Annotated in this window: 14 protein-coding genes; 8 read left to right on the plus strand and 6 right to left on the minus strand. The window is 33.7% G+C overall.

From position 1 onward, the window contains the following. Positions 1 to 21: 21 nt before the first annotated feature. Positions 22 to 789 (minus strand): sulfite exporter TauE/SafE family protein, encoded by a 768-nt coding sequence (locus IQ05_RS06005; protein ID WP_144891016.1) that lies wholly within the window; start codon positions 787 to 789, stop codon positions 22 to 24. Positions 790 to 919: 130 nt separating this feature from the next. Here IQ05_RS06005 and IQ05_RS06010 point away from each other — a divergent pair, with 130 nt between their 5' ends. Next, complete coding sequence (locus tag IQ05_RS06010; protein WP_144891018.1) at positions 920 to 1,435, plus strand: DUF7935 family protein; 516 nt, start codon at positions 920 to 922, stop codon at positions 1,433 to 1,435. A 23-nt stretch (positions 1,436 to 1,458) separates the two neighbouring features. Here the strand turns inward: IQ05_RS06010 and IQ05_RS06015 are convergent, their stop codons facing one another. Continuing rightward, on the minus strand, positions 1,459 to 3,525 hold the full coding sequence (locus tag IQ05_RS06015) for a M1 family metallopeptidase (RefSeq protein WP_144891020.1): 2,067 nt from the start codon (positions 3,523 to 3,525) through the stop codon (positions 1,459 to 1,461). 91 nt (positions 3,526 to 3,616) lie between these two features. On the opposite strand from IQ05_RS06015, the gene IQ05_RS06020 reads away from it, so the two are divergent. Then, a complete protein-coding gene (locus tag IQ05_RS06020) occupies positions 3,617 to 4,360 on the plus strand; it encodes a Dph6-related ATP pyrophosphatase (RefSeq protein WP_144891022.1) in 744 nt (247 codons plus the stop codon). 18 nt (positions 4,361 to 4,378) lie between these two features. On the opposite strand, the gene IQ05_RS06025 is transcribed toward IQ05_RS06020, so the two are convergent. From IQ05_RS06025 to IQ05_RS06035, 3 genes are all read right to left on the minus strand, one after another. Beyond that, positions 4,379 to 5,596 carry a sensor histidine kinase gene (locus IQ05_RS06025; protein ID WP_144891024.1) on the minus strand — a complete coding sequence of 406 codons (1,218 nt, stop codon included), beginning with the start codon at positions 5,594 to 5,596 and terminating at the stop codon, positions 4,379 to 4,381. A 209-nt stretch (positions 5,597 to 5,805) separates the two neighbouring features. Then, positions 5,806 to 6,231 carry a DUF5004 domain-containing protein gene (locus IQ05_RS06030; RefSeq protein ID WP_144891026.1) on the minus strand — a complete coding sequence of 142 codons (426 nt, stop codon included), beginning with the start codon at positions 6,229 to 6,231 and terminating at the stop codon, positions 5,806 to 5,808. Positions 6,232 to 6,340: 109 nt separating this feature from the next. Next, positions 6,341 to 6,904: a DUF1697 domain-containing protein gene (locus IQ05_RS06035; RefSeq protein ID WP_144891028.1), complete on the minus strand. Its 564-nt coding sequence runs from the start codon at positions 6,902 to 6,904 to the stop codon at positions 6,341 to 6,343. A gap of 248 nt (positions 6,905 to 7,152) precedes the next feature. Between IQ05_RS06035 and recG the strand changes: the two genes are divergently transcribed. From recG to IQ05_RS06065, 6 genes are all read left to right on the plus strand, one after another. Next, a complete protein-coding gene (gene recG, locus IQ05_RS06040; protein WP_144891030.1) occupies positions 7,153 to 9,300 on the plus strand; it encodes an ATP-dependent DNA helicase RecG in 2,148 nt (715 codons plus the stop codon). A gap of 380 nt (positions 9,301 to 9,680) precedes the next feature. Next, positions 9,681 to 10,739 (plus strand): efflux RND transporter periplasmic adaptor subunit, encoded by a 1,059-nt coding sequence (locus IQ05_RS06045; protein ID WP_144891032.1) that lies wholly within the window; start codon positions 9,681 to 9,683, stop codon positions 10,737 to 10,739. A 62-nt stretch (positions 10,740 to 10,801) separates the two neighbouring features. Continuing rightward, positions 10,802 to 13,897 (plus strand): efflux RND transporter permease subunit, encoded by a 3,096-nt coding sequence (locus tag IQ05_RS06050; RefSeq protein WP_144891034.1) that lies wholly within the window; start codon positions 10,802 to 10,804, stop codon positions 13,895 to 13,897. Between the two features lie 72 nt (positions 13,898 to 13,969). Next, complete coding sequence (locus IQ05_RS06055) at positions 13,970 to 15,283, plus strand: TolC family protein (RefSeq protein WP_144891036.1); 1,314 nt, start codon at positions 13,970 to 13,972, stop codon at positions 15,281 to 15,283. Positions 15,284 to 15,301: 18 nt separating this feature from the next. Then, the gene (locus IQ05_RS06060; RefSeq protein WP_144891038.1) at positions 15,302 to 16,165 is read left to right on the plus strand and encodes a bestrophin family protein; all 864 of its coding nucleotides are present in this window, start codon (positions 15,302 to 15,304) and stop codon (positions 16,163 to 16,165) included. 74 nt (positions 16,166 to 16,239) lie between these two features. Beyond that, positions 16,240 to 17,163 carry an AraC family transcriptional regulator gene (locus IQ05_RS06065; RefSeq protein ID WP_144891040.1) on the plus strand — a complete coding sequence of 308 codons (924 nt, stop codon included), beginning with the start codon at positions 16,240 to 16,242 and terminating at the stop codon, positions 17,161 to 17,163. A gap of 1 nt (position 17,164) precedes the next feature. On the opposite strand, the gene IQ05_RS06070 is transcribed toward IQ05_RS06065, so the two are convergent. Further along, positions 17,165 to 17,539: a DUF779 domain-containing protein gene (locus IQ05_RS06070; protein WP_144891042.1), complete on the minus strand. Its 375-nt coding sequence runs from the start codon at positions 17,537 to 17,539 to the stop codon at positions 17,165 to 17,167. Positions 17,540 to 17,601: the final 62 nt, after the last annotated feature.

Below are 17,601 nucleotides of genomic sequence, written 5' to 3' on the forward strand. Positions count from 1 at the left end.
ATGCTTTGAATTACTTGCTTTTTATTTCCAAAAAACATCGTAAGCAAAGCGTAATAAAGTACCTATCACTACAATCAAAAAGAAGATCCTAATAAAGGAATTCCCCTTGTTTATAGCAACTTTTGCACCAAGCCAGCCTCCTAAAGCATTGCAGGCTGCCATGGGCAAAGCTATAGCCCAAATAATTTTTCCTTTATAAATAAACAAACATATAGATCCAAAGTTTGTTGCTAAATTGACCATTTTAGCATTGGCGGAAGCATGCAAAAAATCAAAACCCATGATAACAATAAAGGCAACTACCAAAAAACTTCCTGTTCCAGGCCCAATAAAACCATCATACATCCCTATCACAAAACTTATTCCCACAGCATTCGCTATTTGGGTTCTAGTAGATTGATTTTTTTCTATGTGTTGCCCAAAGTTCTTTTTTGCAAAAGTATACACCACTAACAATGACAAAACAACTAAAAGCACTGGTTTCATAAAATCATTGCTTACATACGTGAGCAAGGTAGACCCTAAAAAAGCCGAGGGAAATGCTAAAAGCATCATTATGGCCAGTAACTTCCAGTTTAAAGTTACTTTTTTTAAATATTGATAGGCCGCAAAAGATGTTCCGCTAAAAGCTGGAACTTTTAGGGTACCAATAACCGTTGAAACGGGTAAACTTGGCAATAAAATAAGTCCCATCGGAGTTTGGATAAGGCCACCTCCTCCTACTACTGCGTCAATAAAACCGGCCGCAAATGCTGCTAAACATAATAATGGTAAAACATATGAATCCATTGTATAGTCCTATTACTTTCTAAATATTGTATGCAAACATAAGATTCCATTTGCAGTTATTCGTTTAAATAGAAGTTGATTTATTACTAAAAAAGTATATTTTTGTTACAAAAAATTAGAAAATAGAAACATGACAAAGATTCTTGAAATACTGGCTTATACTTTACCCTCATTGATTACAGGCGGAGTTGCTTATTCTATTTTTATATCTTACTTCAAAGATCAACAAAATACCCGAAGATGGTTGATTCAAAAAGAAAATCAAAAACTAGCTTTTCCGCAAAGACTACAAGCATACGAGCGCATGGTGTTATTCCTGGAGCGTATCAATCCCACTAAAATGTTGTTAAGAGTTGCTCCTATTTCTCAAGAAAAAAGTGATTATGAAAACTTGATTATATCGCAAATTGAACAAGAATTTGAACATAATTTAACCCAACAATTGTATTTATCCGATGCTTCTTGGACTATTATTTTGACTGCAAAGAACAGTACGATTCAAATGATTCGCAAAGTCAGTAGAACCGAAGATATTGCAAATGCTGACGCAATGCGAGAAAAAATCTTAAATGATTTACTAGACAAACAATCTCCAAGTAACGCTGCGCTGGCTTACCTAAAAAACGAAGTGAGTGAGTTGTGGTAACCAATTAGTTTCAACTTCATAAACTATTCATTTAATAACCGTTGCAATTGTAACCTTTCTTGTTCCAGCAGCGTAGGTTGCAAGGTTTGATAAACAGTTCTTATTTCTGAATTTTTTATCAATTTTCGAATTGTATCTCGACCAAATTTAGAAAACTGCCAAGCATGATGAGTAGTTGCATTTACTAGACTTCGTAACACTTCATCACTCAAAATTTGATTCAGTAAAAGCTGCTCTAATGCATTTTGCCTAACGCTTGCTTCGTAAATTGGAGATGTGTATGATATCAGTTCCTTTTGCAAAATATCTTGATCCAAAGCATAGTTTGGTGTTGCCAGCGCCAGTGAAAGCCATACAATTCGAAGGTTTAAATCTTTAAAACCAATCCAGTTTTTGGATACATCAAGGTAACGTGATCGATGATTTGGGAAATTATTCCACAAAGTGGTCAATGCAATTTCTTGCGTTTCATAAGATGCATCTAAAAGCAAGGTTTCATATTGCGATCTAAAATTTTCTGGAATAGTAGAGACCGTAACGGCCAGCAATTGGCGTACAGATGTATTATTAGAGTTTAAAGCCATTTCATAGAGTTTAATTTTATCGCTCCAACTTTCATTTTGAATTTGACTTAAAACTGCTTCCTTAACTTTAAAATAAACATCCGATTGCATTACTTTTTCTAAGTACTGTCTCTTTTCTTGAAATGGTGTATTCTTTAGTTTGTTCACTTCAAAAAGCTGTTGAATAAATTTATTTTTCAGCAGTAATTCGTTCGCCTCTAATGTATTAAATGCTGTGGTTTCTAGCCATACTTTACTAAAATTTTCAGTATCAAATTTTGAAACCTTTGTAACCTCATCAAAAAAATCTTGTGTATTTACGTTTTGAAATGCGTTCTTTTGGAGATAGTTTTTAATCACTTTCTTGAAATCTTTATCTCCTAAAGTTTCATGCATTACAAAGAGCGCCCAAGCTCCTTTTTGATAAAAAGTGAGAGAACTTGCCTTTGGATTTAAAACCGGAATCGTATCAGTTCTGGATGCAAATTTTAATTGCTGCGCTGTTTCATACAAGGCATGATAAAAATGATCTTCCCCATAAATGTTACGTTCCGCTAATAATGCGAAATAGGTTGCAAATCCCTCTTGCAACCAATGATGGGTACCTGTTTCTGCTGTAATCAAGTTTCCAAACCATTGGTGCGCTAATTCATGTGCATTTACATTCAGGTAACTGCGGTCTTTAAACCCTATAGCATCCACAACATAGCGCGTATTAAAAAGAGTTGCACTCGTATTCTCCATTCCAGCATAAAGAAAATCTTTAACCGGCGCTTGTCTATAAACATGCCAAGGATAATTAAAACCTATTTCTTTTTCTAAAAAATTAAATATTTTTTGGGTATGCATGTAGGTTGTTTCATAAAGGAGGCTGTCTTTTTCATCTAGATATAGTTCTAGAGGAACACCTGACTTTGAACGCTGCGTTTGTTTTCTAAATTTACCAATGGCTAACATCAACAAATACGAACTCATGGGTTTTTCCATCCGATATTCCCATTTTTTTGTTTCACCTTGATTGGATTGTTTTGTTAAGACCCCATTCGACAAAACTTCATACTTTTTATCAAAAATAATATCCAAATTGAACACCACTTTTTCATTTACATCATCAAAACTTGGAAACCAATTACTTGTATACTTTCCTTGCCCTTGAGTCCATATCTGTAAATCATCTGTAACTTGTGAACCTATGAAATACATGGCTTGTATGGGTTTTGCCTGATAATCAAAAGTCAAGTTGTTATTTCCTTTAACAAACGGAAAAACAATTTGCATTTCTTTACGAGTATTTATAAATGGAACCGGTTTATCATTTAGTTTCACATTAGAAAACTCCATATTTTGAGCGTCAATTTTTATGGTATCGATTGCATTTAACACCTTAAATTCAAATTCAACCGTACCTTTTACAATTTTGGAAGTATCATTTATTGTAACTTTGCCCAAAGCAGTTATAAAATCAACGTGATTTGATTGCTGTGCCATAGCAACTGTTGAAAATAATAAAAATAGAACTTTTTTCATTGCTTAATAATCCTTAAAAATTCAAAGTTACAAAGGTTTTCTATATGAAATTCGTTTATATTTCGTCAAAACTTTTGTGTTACTAAATCGTATGAAAAACAAAGCCCTTTTTAATTGGAGCAGTGGCAAAGACTCTGCACTAGCCTTATACAAGACCCTTCAAGACCCTACTCTTGAAATCATAACCCTACTTACAAGTGTAAACCAGTTATACCAGCGCGTATCTATGCATGGAGTGCGTGTTGATTTACTAGAACTTCAAGCTAAAAGCATTGGGTTACCGCTTGAAATCATGCAAATTCCAGAAATGCCTACTATGGAAATTTATGATAACATCATGAAAGAAACCTTAAAAAACTGCAAAGTACAAGGCATTACACATTCTATTTTTGGGGATATATTTTTAGAAGATTTACGTAAATACCGCGAAGATAAACTAGCCGAAGTTCAAATAAAAGGTTTGTTTCCGCTCTGGAAAACGCCTACTCCAGATTTAATTCAGGAGTTCATTTCATTGGGATTTAAAACCATTGTTGTTTGTGTAAACGAACGGTTTTTAGACAAAAGTTTTGTAGGTAGAACTATAGATCAAGATTTTTTGAATGATTTGCCAGCCGATGTTGATGTATGTGGAGAAAACGGAGAGTTTCATACTTTTACCTATGATGGACCAATATTCTCTACACCTATACTATACGAAAAAGGAGAAATTGTCTATAGAAAATATGAAAAACCAGCAACAAACGAGTCCTCTAATACAGCTTGTGATACTAGTGATGAGAGTGTATATGACTTTGGGTTTTGGTATTGCGATTTAATTCCGGTAAGCCTTTAAAAATGTAACCATAAAATATTACTTTTTTTTGGCTTTCGCCAAAGTAAAATCAAACGTAGCACCAAGTCCTATTTCCGAATTTACTGTAATATCTCCTCCCATATTTTCGATTATTTTTTTAACAGTAGCCAATCCTATCCCGTGACCTTTTTCTCCAAAACGATCTTTATCTATAGCGACTTCAAAGATTTCGAAAATTACTTCTTGATGTTCCTTTTCAATACCAGCACCATTATCTGATACGGTAATTTTGTAATAATCAACCTCTTCAGAAATGAAGATATCTATATTTGTTTGTTCTTTATCACTGTATTTTATAGCATTTGAAACCAAATTGATTAAAATTTGCTCAAATGCTGTTTTATTAGTTTCTACAAATTGCAACTCAGATTGTATTGCAATACTACAATTATAATTAAAAGAAAAGAGATCAACAAGTTCATTTTCAAGTTTAGAAATGGATACTTTGGTGTAGTTTTCATGGGACAATTTGTTTGATTTACTGTACAGCAACAAACTCTCTATCATTTCTCTTAATTTTAAAGAGGAACTCTTAATCAATTGAATAATTTCGATGCCTTCTTCATCAATATTGTCATTGTAATTTTCGATTAAAAAATCTGTAAGACCCGATATATTAGCCAATGGAGATTTTAAATCATGGGCTGCCGTATATGCAAATTGTTCTAACTCAATATTCTTATTTTCTAGTGAATGAAGCGCTCCTTCTAATTTAATTTTATTAACTCTTAATTCTAGTAGTTTCATTGTCTGTTGAGACAAGGCTTCTAACGATTTAATTTGTGCTGGCGACAAAGAATTAGGTTTATGATCAATTACACAAATAGTCCCTAATGGAAAACCTTCATCATTTACCAGAGAAACGCCTGCATAAAAAACAACTTTCATATCACCCGTAACCAAGGGATTATTAAGAAAGCGGTTGTCCAAGCGAGCATCTGGAATAATGAAAACAGTATTAGGCTCTTGAATTGCATGCGTGCAAAAAGAATATTCTCTAGGATTTTGAGTTAGATTATTAATTCCTACAGCTGATTTGAACCAATGTCTTGTTTCATCAACAAAACCAAGTAAAGCTACAGGTGTACCACAAATTTGCGAAGCCAAAAACGTTAAATTATCATATTCCTCTTCCTGCAAAGTATCTAAAATCGAATACGATTCAAGTGCTTGTAAACGCTCGTATTCATGTTTGTATGCATCTGTCTTTATCATGGTTCGTTTTTGAGGTTAAACCAAAACATTTAAGTATTCTAAGTAAATAGTAAGTAAATTATTTCAAAGAATATTTACCTGTTTTAGCATACTTCAAAGGTAAACTATTCCATTTTTAAAGGATTTACAATGGAAAAAAATTATAAAAAATTTAGTAGTTTAGAAACTCCATTGAACACTTAAAACACAAAAAATAACATTTAGTAAAATTACTTCTTGTATTCTAAACCAGGTCCATCACAGTTTTTCCAAGTACTTGAAAGGGTATTTTTATCTGAAAAATAGAAAATCTCTTGCAAATTTCCCATGCAACTGCCTATGAGTTCCGTTTTCTTTGTATGAGTAAGAATTAAGTATTCACCATCAGTTTCTTTTTTAAAAGAAAATGTACCTGATACTGTTGTGCTTTTTGCGTTTTCAACCCGAGTTTTAGTAAAAGTACTGTCCTTGTCAAACGTATACGATTCTTGCCAAGACATTGCTTCACCAGTTGCAACAGAATTCGGTCTTGATCCAGACATGGAAACCAAGTTCCATTTCCCATAAATATCTTTTTTAGAACCATTGCCTTCTTGCTCTTTAATACAAGAGTGAAATGAAATACTGAGAATTACTAATGCTATTAATTTTTTCATGAATTTCAATTTAAAGTTGTTTAAAGATACAAAATTCGCAATTAGATTGCTTCTTTTTTAGGTACTTAAAAAATAGAATTTGATGAACTACAAAATGATAATTTTTAACTTATAGCAAGTCATTTCCCATGCGCTCCTTATAAATTTGCAGCAAATTAGTAACGGTGTTCCAGTTTCGAATTGTTGCAATAACATTTAATTTTTTTTCAATATATTTTTGATCTAACCTCGTTTTACCAGCTCCAACAGCATATTTTATAAATATTTTATTGCCATCAATACTGGCTTCATCTGGCTTAAACTGACTAATTTTAAGATCATTCATACTATTTCCCTGCAAAGTTGTGGACAAAAATGCAACGTATAACTTTTTATTATCAATTTCTTTCTCTTTTAAATAGGGATTTTCCTGAAAACATCTTTCTAAATCTCCTTGTGTAACAACTACAACAGGAACTTCATGCCCAAAAACTTTAAAAATTTCTTGTTTTATTTTGAATCCTACGGCGGCGCCACTTTGCTCATCCGTATCCACAAAAACATTTCCAGATTGAATGTATGTTTGTACATTATGGAAACCTATGGCTTCTAAAGCTGATTTTAGCGCTTCCATTTTGATCATACTGTGACCAGATACGTTGATGCCACGAAGCAATGCGAGATGAGTTGTCATGTTTAAAGTGCTTTTCAAGAGTTTTTAGTAATTATATTTAGATCATCCACTTTAAGAAAATCATTAAAAAACAAAACTCTTTAATTTTAGAACCAAATATATATGATTGCTACTCCATTTCCAAAAGAACTCATTTCCAAATTTCCATTCAATAAACTATCTTCGCATTTTACAAATTATCAAAACAGAATTTTTTTTTACATTTCGTATAATTGTCCACTAAAATAGATTCATTTAATAACGTTTCAATGTCAAACAACCTCTTACTTACCCCTATTGAATTTTTGAAAGGCGTTGGTCCGAACAGGGCTGAACTACTTCGAAAAGAATTAGGAATCTATAAGTATCAGGATTTAATCAATTTTTTTCCAAACCGTTATATTGACCGGACACGGTATTATAAAATTAATGAACTCCATTCTAGAAGTGCTGGTTCTGTTGCTGAAATCCAAATTATTGGTAAAATTGTAAACATCAAAACGGTTGAATTTGGCAAGAATCAAAAAAGATTAGTAGCTACTTTTGTTGATGATACAGGCCAAATGGAACTTGTGTGGTTTCAGGGTCACAAGTGGATTAGGGAAAGCCTAAAGATTAATGAAATGTGTGTTATTTTTGGAAAATGTACTGCTTTTGGTAGTAACTTCAATATGGCCCATCCAGAAATTGAATTGTTGAGCGAGCATGAAAAAAGCTTAAGATCAGCCATGCAACCCGTATATCCATCAACTGAAACCTTGACAAACAGAGGTATTACAAACAGAGTGATTAACAAACTCATGCAGCAATTGTTTCATGAAACGCACACTTTGTTTACTGAAACTTTGCCCGCAAAAATCATTGATGAATTAAAATTAATTCCAAAAAATGCTGCTTTATTCAATATTCACTTCCCAAAAAATACGGAGGTATTGGCTAAAGCCAAATTCAGGCTTATTTTTGAAGAGTTATTTTTCATTCAGTTGCAATTGATAACTAAAAACTTAGTTCGAAAGCACAAAATAAAAGGTCATCCGTTTACTACTGTTGGCCACTATTTTAATGATTTCTACCAAAATCATTTGCCTTTTCAATTGACCAATGCTCAAAAAAGGGTAGTCAAAGAAATCCGATCGGACATGGGAAGTAATGCCCAAATGAATCGTTTGTTACAAGGTGATGTAGGTTCTGGCAAAACAATTGTAGCTTTTATGAGCATGCTTTTAGCACTTGATAATGGCTACCAGGCTTGCTTGATGGCTCCTACCGAAATTCTAGCCAACCAACATTTTATAGGATTATCAGAACTAGCGCAATCATTAAACATCAATATAAAATTACTAACAGGATCTACAAAAATAGCTCAACGCCGCATTATTCATGAAGAATTAGAAAATGGATCTTTGCACCTACTTATTGGTACACATGCCTTACTAGAGGATAAAGTAAAATTTAAAAATCTTGGTCTTGCAGTTATTGATGAACAACACCGTTTCGGTGTAGAACAACGCTCTAAATTGTGGAAAAAATCAAATCCTGATCCAATAAAAGGTGGCGAAATTGTTCCTCCACACGTTCTAGTAATGACTGCAACTCCCATACCTAGAACACTGGCCATGAGCCTTTATGGCGATCTTGACATTTCGGTTATTGATGAACTTCCCCCGGGACGTAAACCCATACAAACGGTTCATAGATACGATAGTAACCGATTGAAAGTCTGGAAATTTATTCGGGATGAGATTGCCTTGGGGCGCCAAATTTATATTGTGTACCCATTAATTCAAGAATCGGAAAAAATGGATTTTAAAGATTTAATGGACGGTTACGAGAGTATTTCAAGAGATTTTCCTTTACCGCAATATGCCATTTCTATTCTTCACGGAAAAATGAAACCCGCAGATAAAGATGCCGAAATGAAGCGTTTTGCTGAGGGTAAAACCAATATAATGGTAGCAACCACCGTAATTGAAGTGGGTGTAAATGTACCCAATGCTAGTGTTATGATTATTGAAAGTGCAGAACGTTTTGGGTTATCACAGCTACACCAATTACGCGGACGTGTAGGTCGAGGAGCTGAACAAAGTTATTGCATATTGATGACAAGCCATAAATTAAGCAACGATAGTAAAACCAGAATGGAAACCATGGTACAAACTAACGATGGTTTTGAAATTGCAGAAGTAGACCTTAAACTTCGCGGACCTGGTGACATCATGGGAACACAACAAAGTGGCGTTTTAAATCTTCAAATAGCTGATTTAGTTCGAGACAGAGATACCTTGGCTCTCGCTCGTAGTTATGCTGTCAAATTATTAAAGGATGATGCTCCCATGCAAAAACCAGAACATGCAGCACTACGCGCGGTTTTTATAGAAATGACAAAAAAGAAAAATATCTGGAACTATATCAGTTAAATTATACTCGGTTTTAATATACGTATGTTTCGAAATAGTCTAAAATGAACTATTTCCTTTTTGATCTATTTTACACAATGCATAATTACAATCTTCTTTTAAAGATTCTTTTTAAGAATAATCGTCATTTTCTAAACCCTTTATTATAATTTATCAAAAAATAATATTTTTTTACAAACAGAGATTAAACCTTTAGGCTTTTCTAATGTCAAAGTTTTTTTAGCATTTTTATTGTGAAGTGGCATTTTTGTTTTTATTGTTAATACTTGTAGGTACAAACGTTAAATAATAATTAACATGAAGTCAATATTCAATCATAAAGGCTAATTTTGAATTTAACTTATTTTATTGCAACTAAATCTTACTTTACAACTCAAATTATGAAAATAAAATACCTCGTTTACGCCATGTTACTCATCGGATTTATTGGTTTTATAGGATACCGTATTAGCGAAAACAAAAGCGAAGGCGGCGACTCAAAAGACCCAAAAGGAAAAGGCAAAACCATGAATGTAACTGGAATTGTTGCCACTCCAGAAACATTTGATAATAATTTATCTTTATCTGGATCCATAGAAGCCAACGAGCAAGTTGAAATAAGAAGCGAAGTTTCTGGTATTGTAGAAGGAATTTATTTTCAAGAAGGAAGCAATGTTAGTAAAGGTCAAATTTTGTTCAAGGTAAATGATATTGAACTGCGTGCACAATTGAGACAAACCACAACCCGTGAAGGTTTAGCATCAGAAAATGAGCGAAGAGCAAAATTATTATTGCAAAAAGAAGCCATCAGTCAAGAAGAATATGATCTGGCTCGAGCCGATTTAAAATCAGCGCAAGCACAAAGTCAATTAATAAAAGCTCAAATAGCAAAAACAGCGGTAAGAGCACCGTTCTCTGGTAGAATAGGATTACGATCTATATCACCAGGAACATACATCACTCCTGCTATTCTTGTTGCAAAACTGGTTAATACAGGTAAATTAAAAATTACTTTTTCTATTCCTGAAAAATATGCTACTCAAGTTAAAAACAACACTTCGCTAAGCTTCAAGGTTGCAGGATCTACTGAAATATTTAGTGCTAAAGTATACGCCATAGAACCAGAGGTTGAAGTAGCTACACGCACACTTCAAGTTCGTGCTATTGCAGATAATAAAAACGGAATTTTGTTGCCAGGTACTTTTGCTGATGTAGAATTGCCGCTAGATATTATAAAAGATGCTATTGTAGTACCTACCGAAGCAGTAATACCAGTACAAAAAGGAAAGAAAGTATTTATTACAAGTAACGGTCAAGCCAAAGAAGTTATGATTGAAACTGCTACTAGAACTGCTTCTTCATTACTTGTACTATCTGGATTAAAACCAGGAGATACTGTTATTACAAGTGGAGTAATGTCCTTAAAAGATGAAACTCCAGTAAAAGTAAAAATCAAATAAACAAAGCTTTTAGAATCTTGCAAACCAAAATCTAAATTAGCAACTTTAATTACAATCCTTAAATGAGTTTATCAACCACGAGTATTAGAAGACCTGTATTTACCATCGTAATCAATGTAGCCATTGTTTTGTTTGGGTTGATTGGTTATACCTTTCTTGGAGTACGAGAATTTCCCTCTATAGATCCCGCACAAGTATCCATCAGTACCCGTTATGCTGGTGCCAATGCTGATATTATTGAATCACAAATCACTGAACCACTAGAAAAGGCGATAAATTCAATAGATGGTATTAGAAACGTAACTTCATCTAGCGCACAAGGAAGCAGCAACATCACCATAGAATTTAATTTAGATAAAAATCTTGAAGATGCGGCTAATGATGTACGTGATAAAGTATCACAAGCGGTGCGTAACTTACCACAAGATATTGATTCACCTCCAGTAGTTTCAAAAGCTGATGCCAACGGAGATGCTATTATTTCGATGACGGTACAAAGCGATACTCGGAATGCTTTAGAATTAAGTGATTATGCTGAAAACGTTATCTCACAACGTCTAGAAACAATTCCTGGTGTAAGCGGCGTTCAAATTTGGGGTCAAAAACGTTACGCCATGCGATTGTGGATTGATCCCGTAAAGCTTGCTGCTTACGGTTGCACAGTAGCTGAAGTGCGTGATGCATTGAACAAACAAAATGTGGAGTTACCATCTGGAAAATTAACCGGAAACAATACAGAACTTACTGTAAAAACAATTGGAAATCTTTCAACTGCCGAGGAGTTTAACAATATAATTATTCGAACTGAAGGAGAAAAAGTAGTGCGTTTTAGTGATGTAGGGACAGCAAGCATAGGCCCTGAAAACACCGAAACCAAAATGACTCAATCAGGTACTCCTCTTGTAGGAATTGCGATTGTACCGCTCCCTGGTGCTAATTATTTGGATATTTCGGCCGCATTTTATAAAGAATTCGAAAAATTAAAGAAAGATTTACCAAAAGATATCAAGCTTAATATTGCCATAGACAATACCATATTTGTAAAAAAATCAGTTATTGAAGTTGCTGAAACGTTAGGAATCTCAATTATATTGGTAATTTTAATCATCTATTTATTCTTTAGAGACTGGGCAATTGCTTTTAGACCTTTAATTGATATTCCAGTATCATTAATCGCTACGTTCTTTATTATGTGGCTCTTTGGTTTCTCCATAAATGTATTGACATTATTAGCTATCGTTCTCGCTACAGGTCTTGTAGTTGATGATGGAATTGTGGTGACCGAAAATATCTTCAAGAAAGTAGAAGAAGGTATGACACCTATCGAAGCTGCGATTAAGGGATCGAATGAGATCTTCTTTGCCGTAATTTCAATCTCAATCACATTAGCCGCGGTTTTTCTTCCTGTAATCTTTTTAGAAGGATTTGTTGGCCGACTCTTTCGGGAATTTGGAGTAGTCATAGGAGCTGCCGTATTGATATCCGCTTTTGTATCCTTGACGCTTACGCCAATGTTGAATGCGTATTTAATGAAAGGCGGCGAACAAAAAAAATCAAAATTCTACATTCGTACAGAACCGTATTTTGAGAAACTTAACAATGGTTATGCAAGTGCGTTATCAAGTTTCATGAAGAAAAAATGGTTGAGTTTCCCAATCTTGATTGCTTGTTTCGGATTGATATACATGTTCTTTACACTTTTACAAAAAGAAACCGCACCTTATGACGACCGTTCTGGTTTTGTATTGCGTATGTCTACTCCCGAAGGGTCCTCATATGAATACACCGACCGATTCATGCAAGAAATTTCTAAATTGGTTGATGATTCTATTCCTGCCAAAAAAGTGGCTCTAGTAATCACTTCTCCTGGTTTTGGGTCTTCATCTGTAAACAGTGGTTTCATACGAGTATCTTTGGTTCAACCCAATGAAAGACCAAATACACAAAAGGAAATAGCTGAAAAACTAACCAAATGGACGAAACAATATCCTGACGCAAAGACATCTGTGATAGAACAGCCTACCATTGCAGTAAATAGACGTGGTGGGTTACCAATTCAATATATCATACAAGCTCCCAACTTTAATAAACTTGAAGAGAAGATTCCGCTTTTTATGGATGAAGTAGCTAAGAATCCAACGTTTGCGGTAAGTGATGTGAACTTAAAATTCAATAAACCCGAAGTCAATGTTACCATAGATAGAGAAAAAGCAGAAAGCCTGGGCATATCAGTTATTGATATTGCACAAACGCTGCAACTTTCTTTGAGCGGACAACGTTTTGGCTATTTTATGAGAAACGGAAAACAATATCAAGTCATTGGACAATTTGATCAAGAAGACAGATCAAAACCGTTAGACTTAACCTCAATGTTTGTAAAAAATAATATGGGACAATTAATCCAAATGGATAATGTTGTGACCATTGAGGAAAAAAGCAATCCGCCGCAATTGTACCACAACAACCGTTATATGGCTGCAACAGTTTCTGCAGGTCTTGCTCCAGGCAAAAGTATTAGCGACGGTATTGATGCCATGAACGAAATAAAAGCAAAAGTGCTTGACGATACTTTTACAACCGACTTGGGCGGTGAATCTCGGGATTTTGTTGAAAGTAGTTCGAATACTGCATTCGCTTTTGGACTTGCCTTATTGTTGATATTCTTAATACTAGCAGCGCAATTTGAAAGTTTTATTGATCCATTCATTATTATTTTGACTGTGCCAATGGCCGTTGCGGGAGCTTTATTTTCATTGTGGTTATTTGATCAAACTTGGAATATTTTTAGTCAAATTGGAACCGTAATGCTTATTGGTTTGGTAACCAAAAATGGAATCCTTATTGTCGAATTTGCCAATCAGTTACGCGAACAAGGAAAACCAAAACTAGAGGCGATTCTTGAAGCATCAGAAGCGAGATTGCGACCTATATTAATGACTAGTTTAGCCATTTCTCTAGGTGCTTTACCTATTGCATTATCTCTAGGAGCGGCATCTACAAGCAGAATAGGTATGGGAGTAGTTATTGTAGGAGGAACTATTTTTTCATTAGTACTTACGCTATTTGTAATTCCAGCACTTTACTTAATGTGGTCAAAAGCTCGTAAACATTATCCAGAATTTGATCATATTGAGGAGTATGAGAAAAATTTTAATTAAAATTATAAAATAGAGCTGTTTAGATTATTAAAAAGGATTTTACAATAAAAATCTAAACAAAATAAGATACCTATGAAACATACTAAAATACTGTTGTACAGTTTTATTTTACTGTTATTTTTTATACCAAAAGTTGAGGCTCAAGAAGTTCTCACACTTGAAAATGCATTAAAAATTGCATTAGAAAACAATTATGAAATTAAAATTGCATCCAACAATTCCTTAATTCAAAAAACAAATGTAAGTTTAGGAAATGCTGGCATGCTACCAACTCTGTCAGCAAATGTTGTTGATAATAATAGCATACAAAATAGTTCACAAACCAGACAGGACGGAACCAAAAACGAACTTGATAATGCGAAAAACAACAGTTTAACCTACGGCGTAGGATTAGATTGGACCATTTTTGACGGAATGCGCATGTTTGCTAGAAGAGATCAGTTAAAAGAGTTACAAAAACTAGGAGAAGCGCAACTTAAACTTGCCATCATTACTAGAATTAGCGATGTAAATGCGGCTTACTATGACTTAGTGCAGCAACAACAACAACTTGCTGCACTTGACACTACAATTGTCATCTCAAATCAACGATTGCAACTCGCTCAAAACAGATTCACAATTGGTAAAGCATCAAAGCTTGAGGTTTTGAATGCCCAAGTAGACTTAAACACTGATCAAGTAGCTTTGTTGCGTCAGAAAGAATTATATGCTAATGGTAAAATTGCTTTGAACCAACTTTTAGCAAGAGATGTTACAACAAACTTTACAGTTATTGATAAATTAGATGTCGATAAATTGTTACAACTAGCTGAACTAAAGGCACTGGCAGAAAAGCAAAACCCGCAATTAGAAGCTCAAATAATCAATAAAAGAGTAGCCGAATTGGAACTAAAACAAGTAAAAGCAGGTCGGTATCCTACCATACGAGTGAATAGTGCCTATAATTTTTCTGAAAGTCAATCTAGTTTAGGGTTTGTGGCTCAAGCACAGTCCCGAGGTTTTAATTATGGCTTCACAGCATCAGTAAATATTTTTGATGGATTCAATCAAAGAAGAAACGAAAAAGTAGCCTCATTACTTGTTGAAAATGCCAAATTGAATATTGATCAACAAAATCTGATTCTCAACTCCCAATTAGCGACTACTTACCAAACGTATTTAACTAATTTAGAGTTGATCACACTAGAAGAGAACAACGAGGCTATAGCCAAGCAAAATTTAAATATTACCCTTGACAAATTTAGAATAGGAACGATAACAACCTTGGAGTTTAGAACCGCACAGCTCAATTATGTGAATGCAAAAGTGCGTTATAACAATGCTCAATTTCAAGGAAAACTCTCAGAAATAGCACTTAGAGAATTGGCTGGGAATTTGGTGTTCTAAAAAAATTTAAGTAGCATTATGATTTCATACAATACCAAAGATTGGTTTACATTTATTTTTAGATTTCACAAAGCAGATACGTTTAGGACACTGTTTCCAGTAATGATTGCTATTGGTATCTATTCTGGCTTTATTGGATATCTAGAAGTTGAATATTTTAAACTTAGTGACAACAGTTATGTAAAGAACATCACCATTATGCACGGTATGCTTGGTTTTGTAATTTCACTTTTACTTGTTTTTAGAACTAATACAGCCTATGATAGATGGTGGGAAGGAAGAAAATTATGGGGCTCACTCGTGAATAATAGCCGTAATTTTGCCATTAAACTTTCGGTAATGCTTAATGATAAAGAGGATCTAGAATACTTTAAAAAATGGATTCCCATGTACGCAACTGTTCTTGATGAGCATCTAAAGGATATAGAAACTAGTAAAGAATTGTTTGATGATGCAATATTTGAAATAGACCATGAAAAACACAAACCGAATCAGGTTGCTAAATTATTATTTCAAAAAATAAATGAGCTTTATAAAAGAAATGTAATTTCTGGAGATCAATTGATCGTATTAAACGAAGAAGTAAAATCATTTACAGAAATATGTGGCGCTTGTGAGAGAATTAAAAACACGCCTATTCCTTATTCCTACAGCGCTTTCTTGAAAAAATTCATATTCTTTTATGTAATGACTTTACCTTTTGGATACTCTTTTAGTTTAGGTTATTATGTGGTACCAGTTGTAATTTTTATCTTTTATGTACTAGCTAGTCTTGAATTAATAGCAGAGGAAATAGAGGATCCTTTTGGTACTGATGAGAATGATTTACCCACTCCAAAAATTGCTGCCAACATCAAGAAGCATATAGAAGAACTTATTTAAATTGTGTTAAAGTTTCAATTACTAGCTATTTAATTTTGTAAATTTAGATTCTGTTTTTTAACAAATTTAAGGATATGAATACGAATCGAGCTTTAATACAACCGCCACTATTAACAAGTGAAAAATCTTTAAAAACATTAGTAGAAAACAGAACTGTTTACTCACTAAATCACTGTGAATTAAATATTTTTGAAACCTATGAAACATCAACTTCAGTACCATTACAATTTAATGATTTTGTAGTTACTAGCATGTTGAGAGGTAAAAAAGTAATGCACCTTTTTGATGATCCAGGTTTTGTGTATTTACCAGGCGAAACTGTTGTTATTCCATCAAATGTGGCTATGAAAATTGATTTTCCAGAAGCTTCAAAAAACAACCCTACCCAATGTTTAGCATTGGCCATAGACCCAAAAAAAATAACAGATACTTTACATTTTTTAAACGAAAGGTATCCTAAAGAAGGTGATAATCAATTCTGGCAATTGAATTACCAAAATTATTTTTTTTACAACAATATTGAATTAGCCACAACAATCAACAAACTGATCAAAGAATGTATGAGTGTCTCTATAACCAAAGATGCACTTGCCGACCTAACTTTGCAAGAATTATTAATTAGGATTATACAAACTCAAACAGCAACAGCAGTTAGTGAAGGCTCGTTTTCACAGACTAATAATCCTATGAATCCTGTTATTGAATTTATAAGACAAAATTTAAAGGAGAAATTTAGCATGAAGCTACTTAGCGAAAAAGCGTGTATGAGTACAACGTCTTTTTATCGTTTTTTCAAAAGAGAATTAGGCATGACACCCGTTGAATTTATAATAAACGAAAAGATAAAATGTGCCAAACAACTTTTAAAAAACCCGAGTATGCAAATCAACGAAATATGCTATCTATCCGGTTTTGAAGACTGTAATTATTTTATAAGACTCTTTAAAAAACATGAAGGCATTACCCCAAAACAATACCAATTGTTGTATGTCAATTAATTCATTCGATATAAAATACCGGTTCTAAAGAAGCAGTTTCCTCGGGTGTAAAGAGTCGATATATAATTTTAAATGTTTTTTTCATAGGAGTTTCTAGTGAAAAACCACCTACACCAAAAGCATCAATAACATCTAAAGTAAAGTGGGCATGTTTCCAATATTCGAATAAATCTTTATCCACCCAAAATTCTGTATTTTCAATCGTACCAATGCATACATCCCCCATTCTTTGATAAAAACCTCCTTTTTCAAAACATTGTGGCTGTGTACCCTCGCAACATCCTCCTGCTTGATAAAACATCAAATCACCGTGTTTTTCTTTTAAAATTTTAATTAATTCAATTGCTTTTTCTGTGGCATCTATTCTTTTTTGCATCTTTATTATATTAATTTAAAAACCTGACAGAGAGAACTGCCAGGTTTGTTAATGAAATGAGG

This window comes from Flavobacterium tiangeerense, assembly GCF_007830355.1.
Lineage (GTDB): Bacteria > Bacteroidota > Bacteroidia > Flavobacteriales > Flavobacteriaceae > Flavobacterium > Flavobacterium tiangeerense.

Excerpts from the sequence above, each read along its gene's own strand:
- IQ05_RS06070 (WP_144891042.1), bottom strand. The coding sequence starts at position 17,539 with ATGCAAAAAAGAATAGATGCCACAGAAAAAGCAATTGAATTAATTAAA.
- IQ05_RS06035 (WP_144891028.1), bottom strand. The coding sequence starts at position 6,904 with ATGACAACTCATCTCGCATTGCTTCGTGGCATCAACGTATCTGGTCAC.
- IQ05_RS06015 (WP_144891020.1), bottom strand. The coding sequence starts at position 3,525 with ATGAAAAAAGTTCTATTTTTATTATTTTCAACAGTTGCTATGGCACAG.
- IQ05_RS06030 (WP_144891026.1), bottom strand. The coding sequence starts at position 6,231 with ATGAAAAAATTAATAGCATTAGTAATTCTCAGTATTTCATTTCACTCT.
- IQ05_RS06010 (WP_144891018.1), top strand. The coding sequence starts at position 920 with ATGACAAAGATTCTTGAAATACTGGCTTATACTTTACCCTCATTGATT.
- IQ05_RS06025 (WP_144891024.1), bottom strand. The coding sequence starts at position 5,596 with ATGATAAAGACAGATGCATACAAACATGAATACGAGCGTTTACAAGCA.
- IQ05_RS06055 (WP_144891036.1), top strand. The coding sequence starts at position 13,970 with ATGAAACATACTAAAATACTGTTGTACAGTTTTATTTTACTGTTATTT.
- recG (WP_144891030.1), top strand. The coding sequence starts at position 7,153 with ATGTCAAACAACCTCTTACTTACCCCTATTGAATTTTTGAAAGGCGTT.
- IQ05_RS06065 (WP_144891040.1), top strand. The coding sequence starts at position 16,240 with ATGAATACGAATCGAGCTTTAATACAACCGCCACTATTAACAAGTGAA.
- IQ05_RS06050 (WP_144891034.1), top strand. The coding sequence starts at position 10,802 with ATGAGTTTATCAACCACGAGTATTAGAAGACCTGTATTTACCATCGTA.
- IQ05_RS06005 (WP_144891016.1), bottom strand. The coding sequence starts at position 789 with ATGGATTCATATGTTTTACCATTATTATGTTTAGCAGCATTTGCGGCC.
- IQ05_RS06060 (WP_144891038.1), top strand. The coding sequence starts at position 15,302 with ATGATTTCATACAATACCAAAGATTGGTTTACATTTATTTTTAGATTT.
- IQ05_RS06045 (WP_144891032.1), top strand. The coding sequence starts at position 9,681 with ATGAAAATAAAATACCTCGTTTACGCCATGTTACTCATCGGATTTATT.
- IQ05_RS06020 (WP_144891022.1), top strand. The coding sequence starts at position 3,617 with ATGAAAAACAAAGCCCTTTTTAATTGGAGCAGTGGCAAAGACTCTGCA.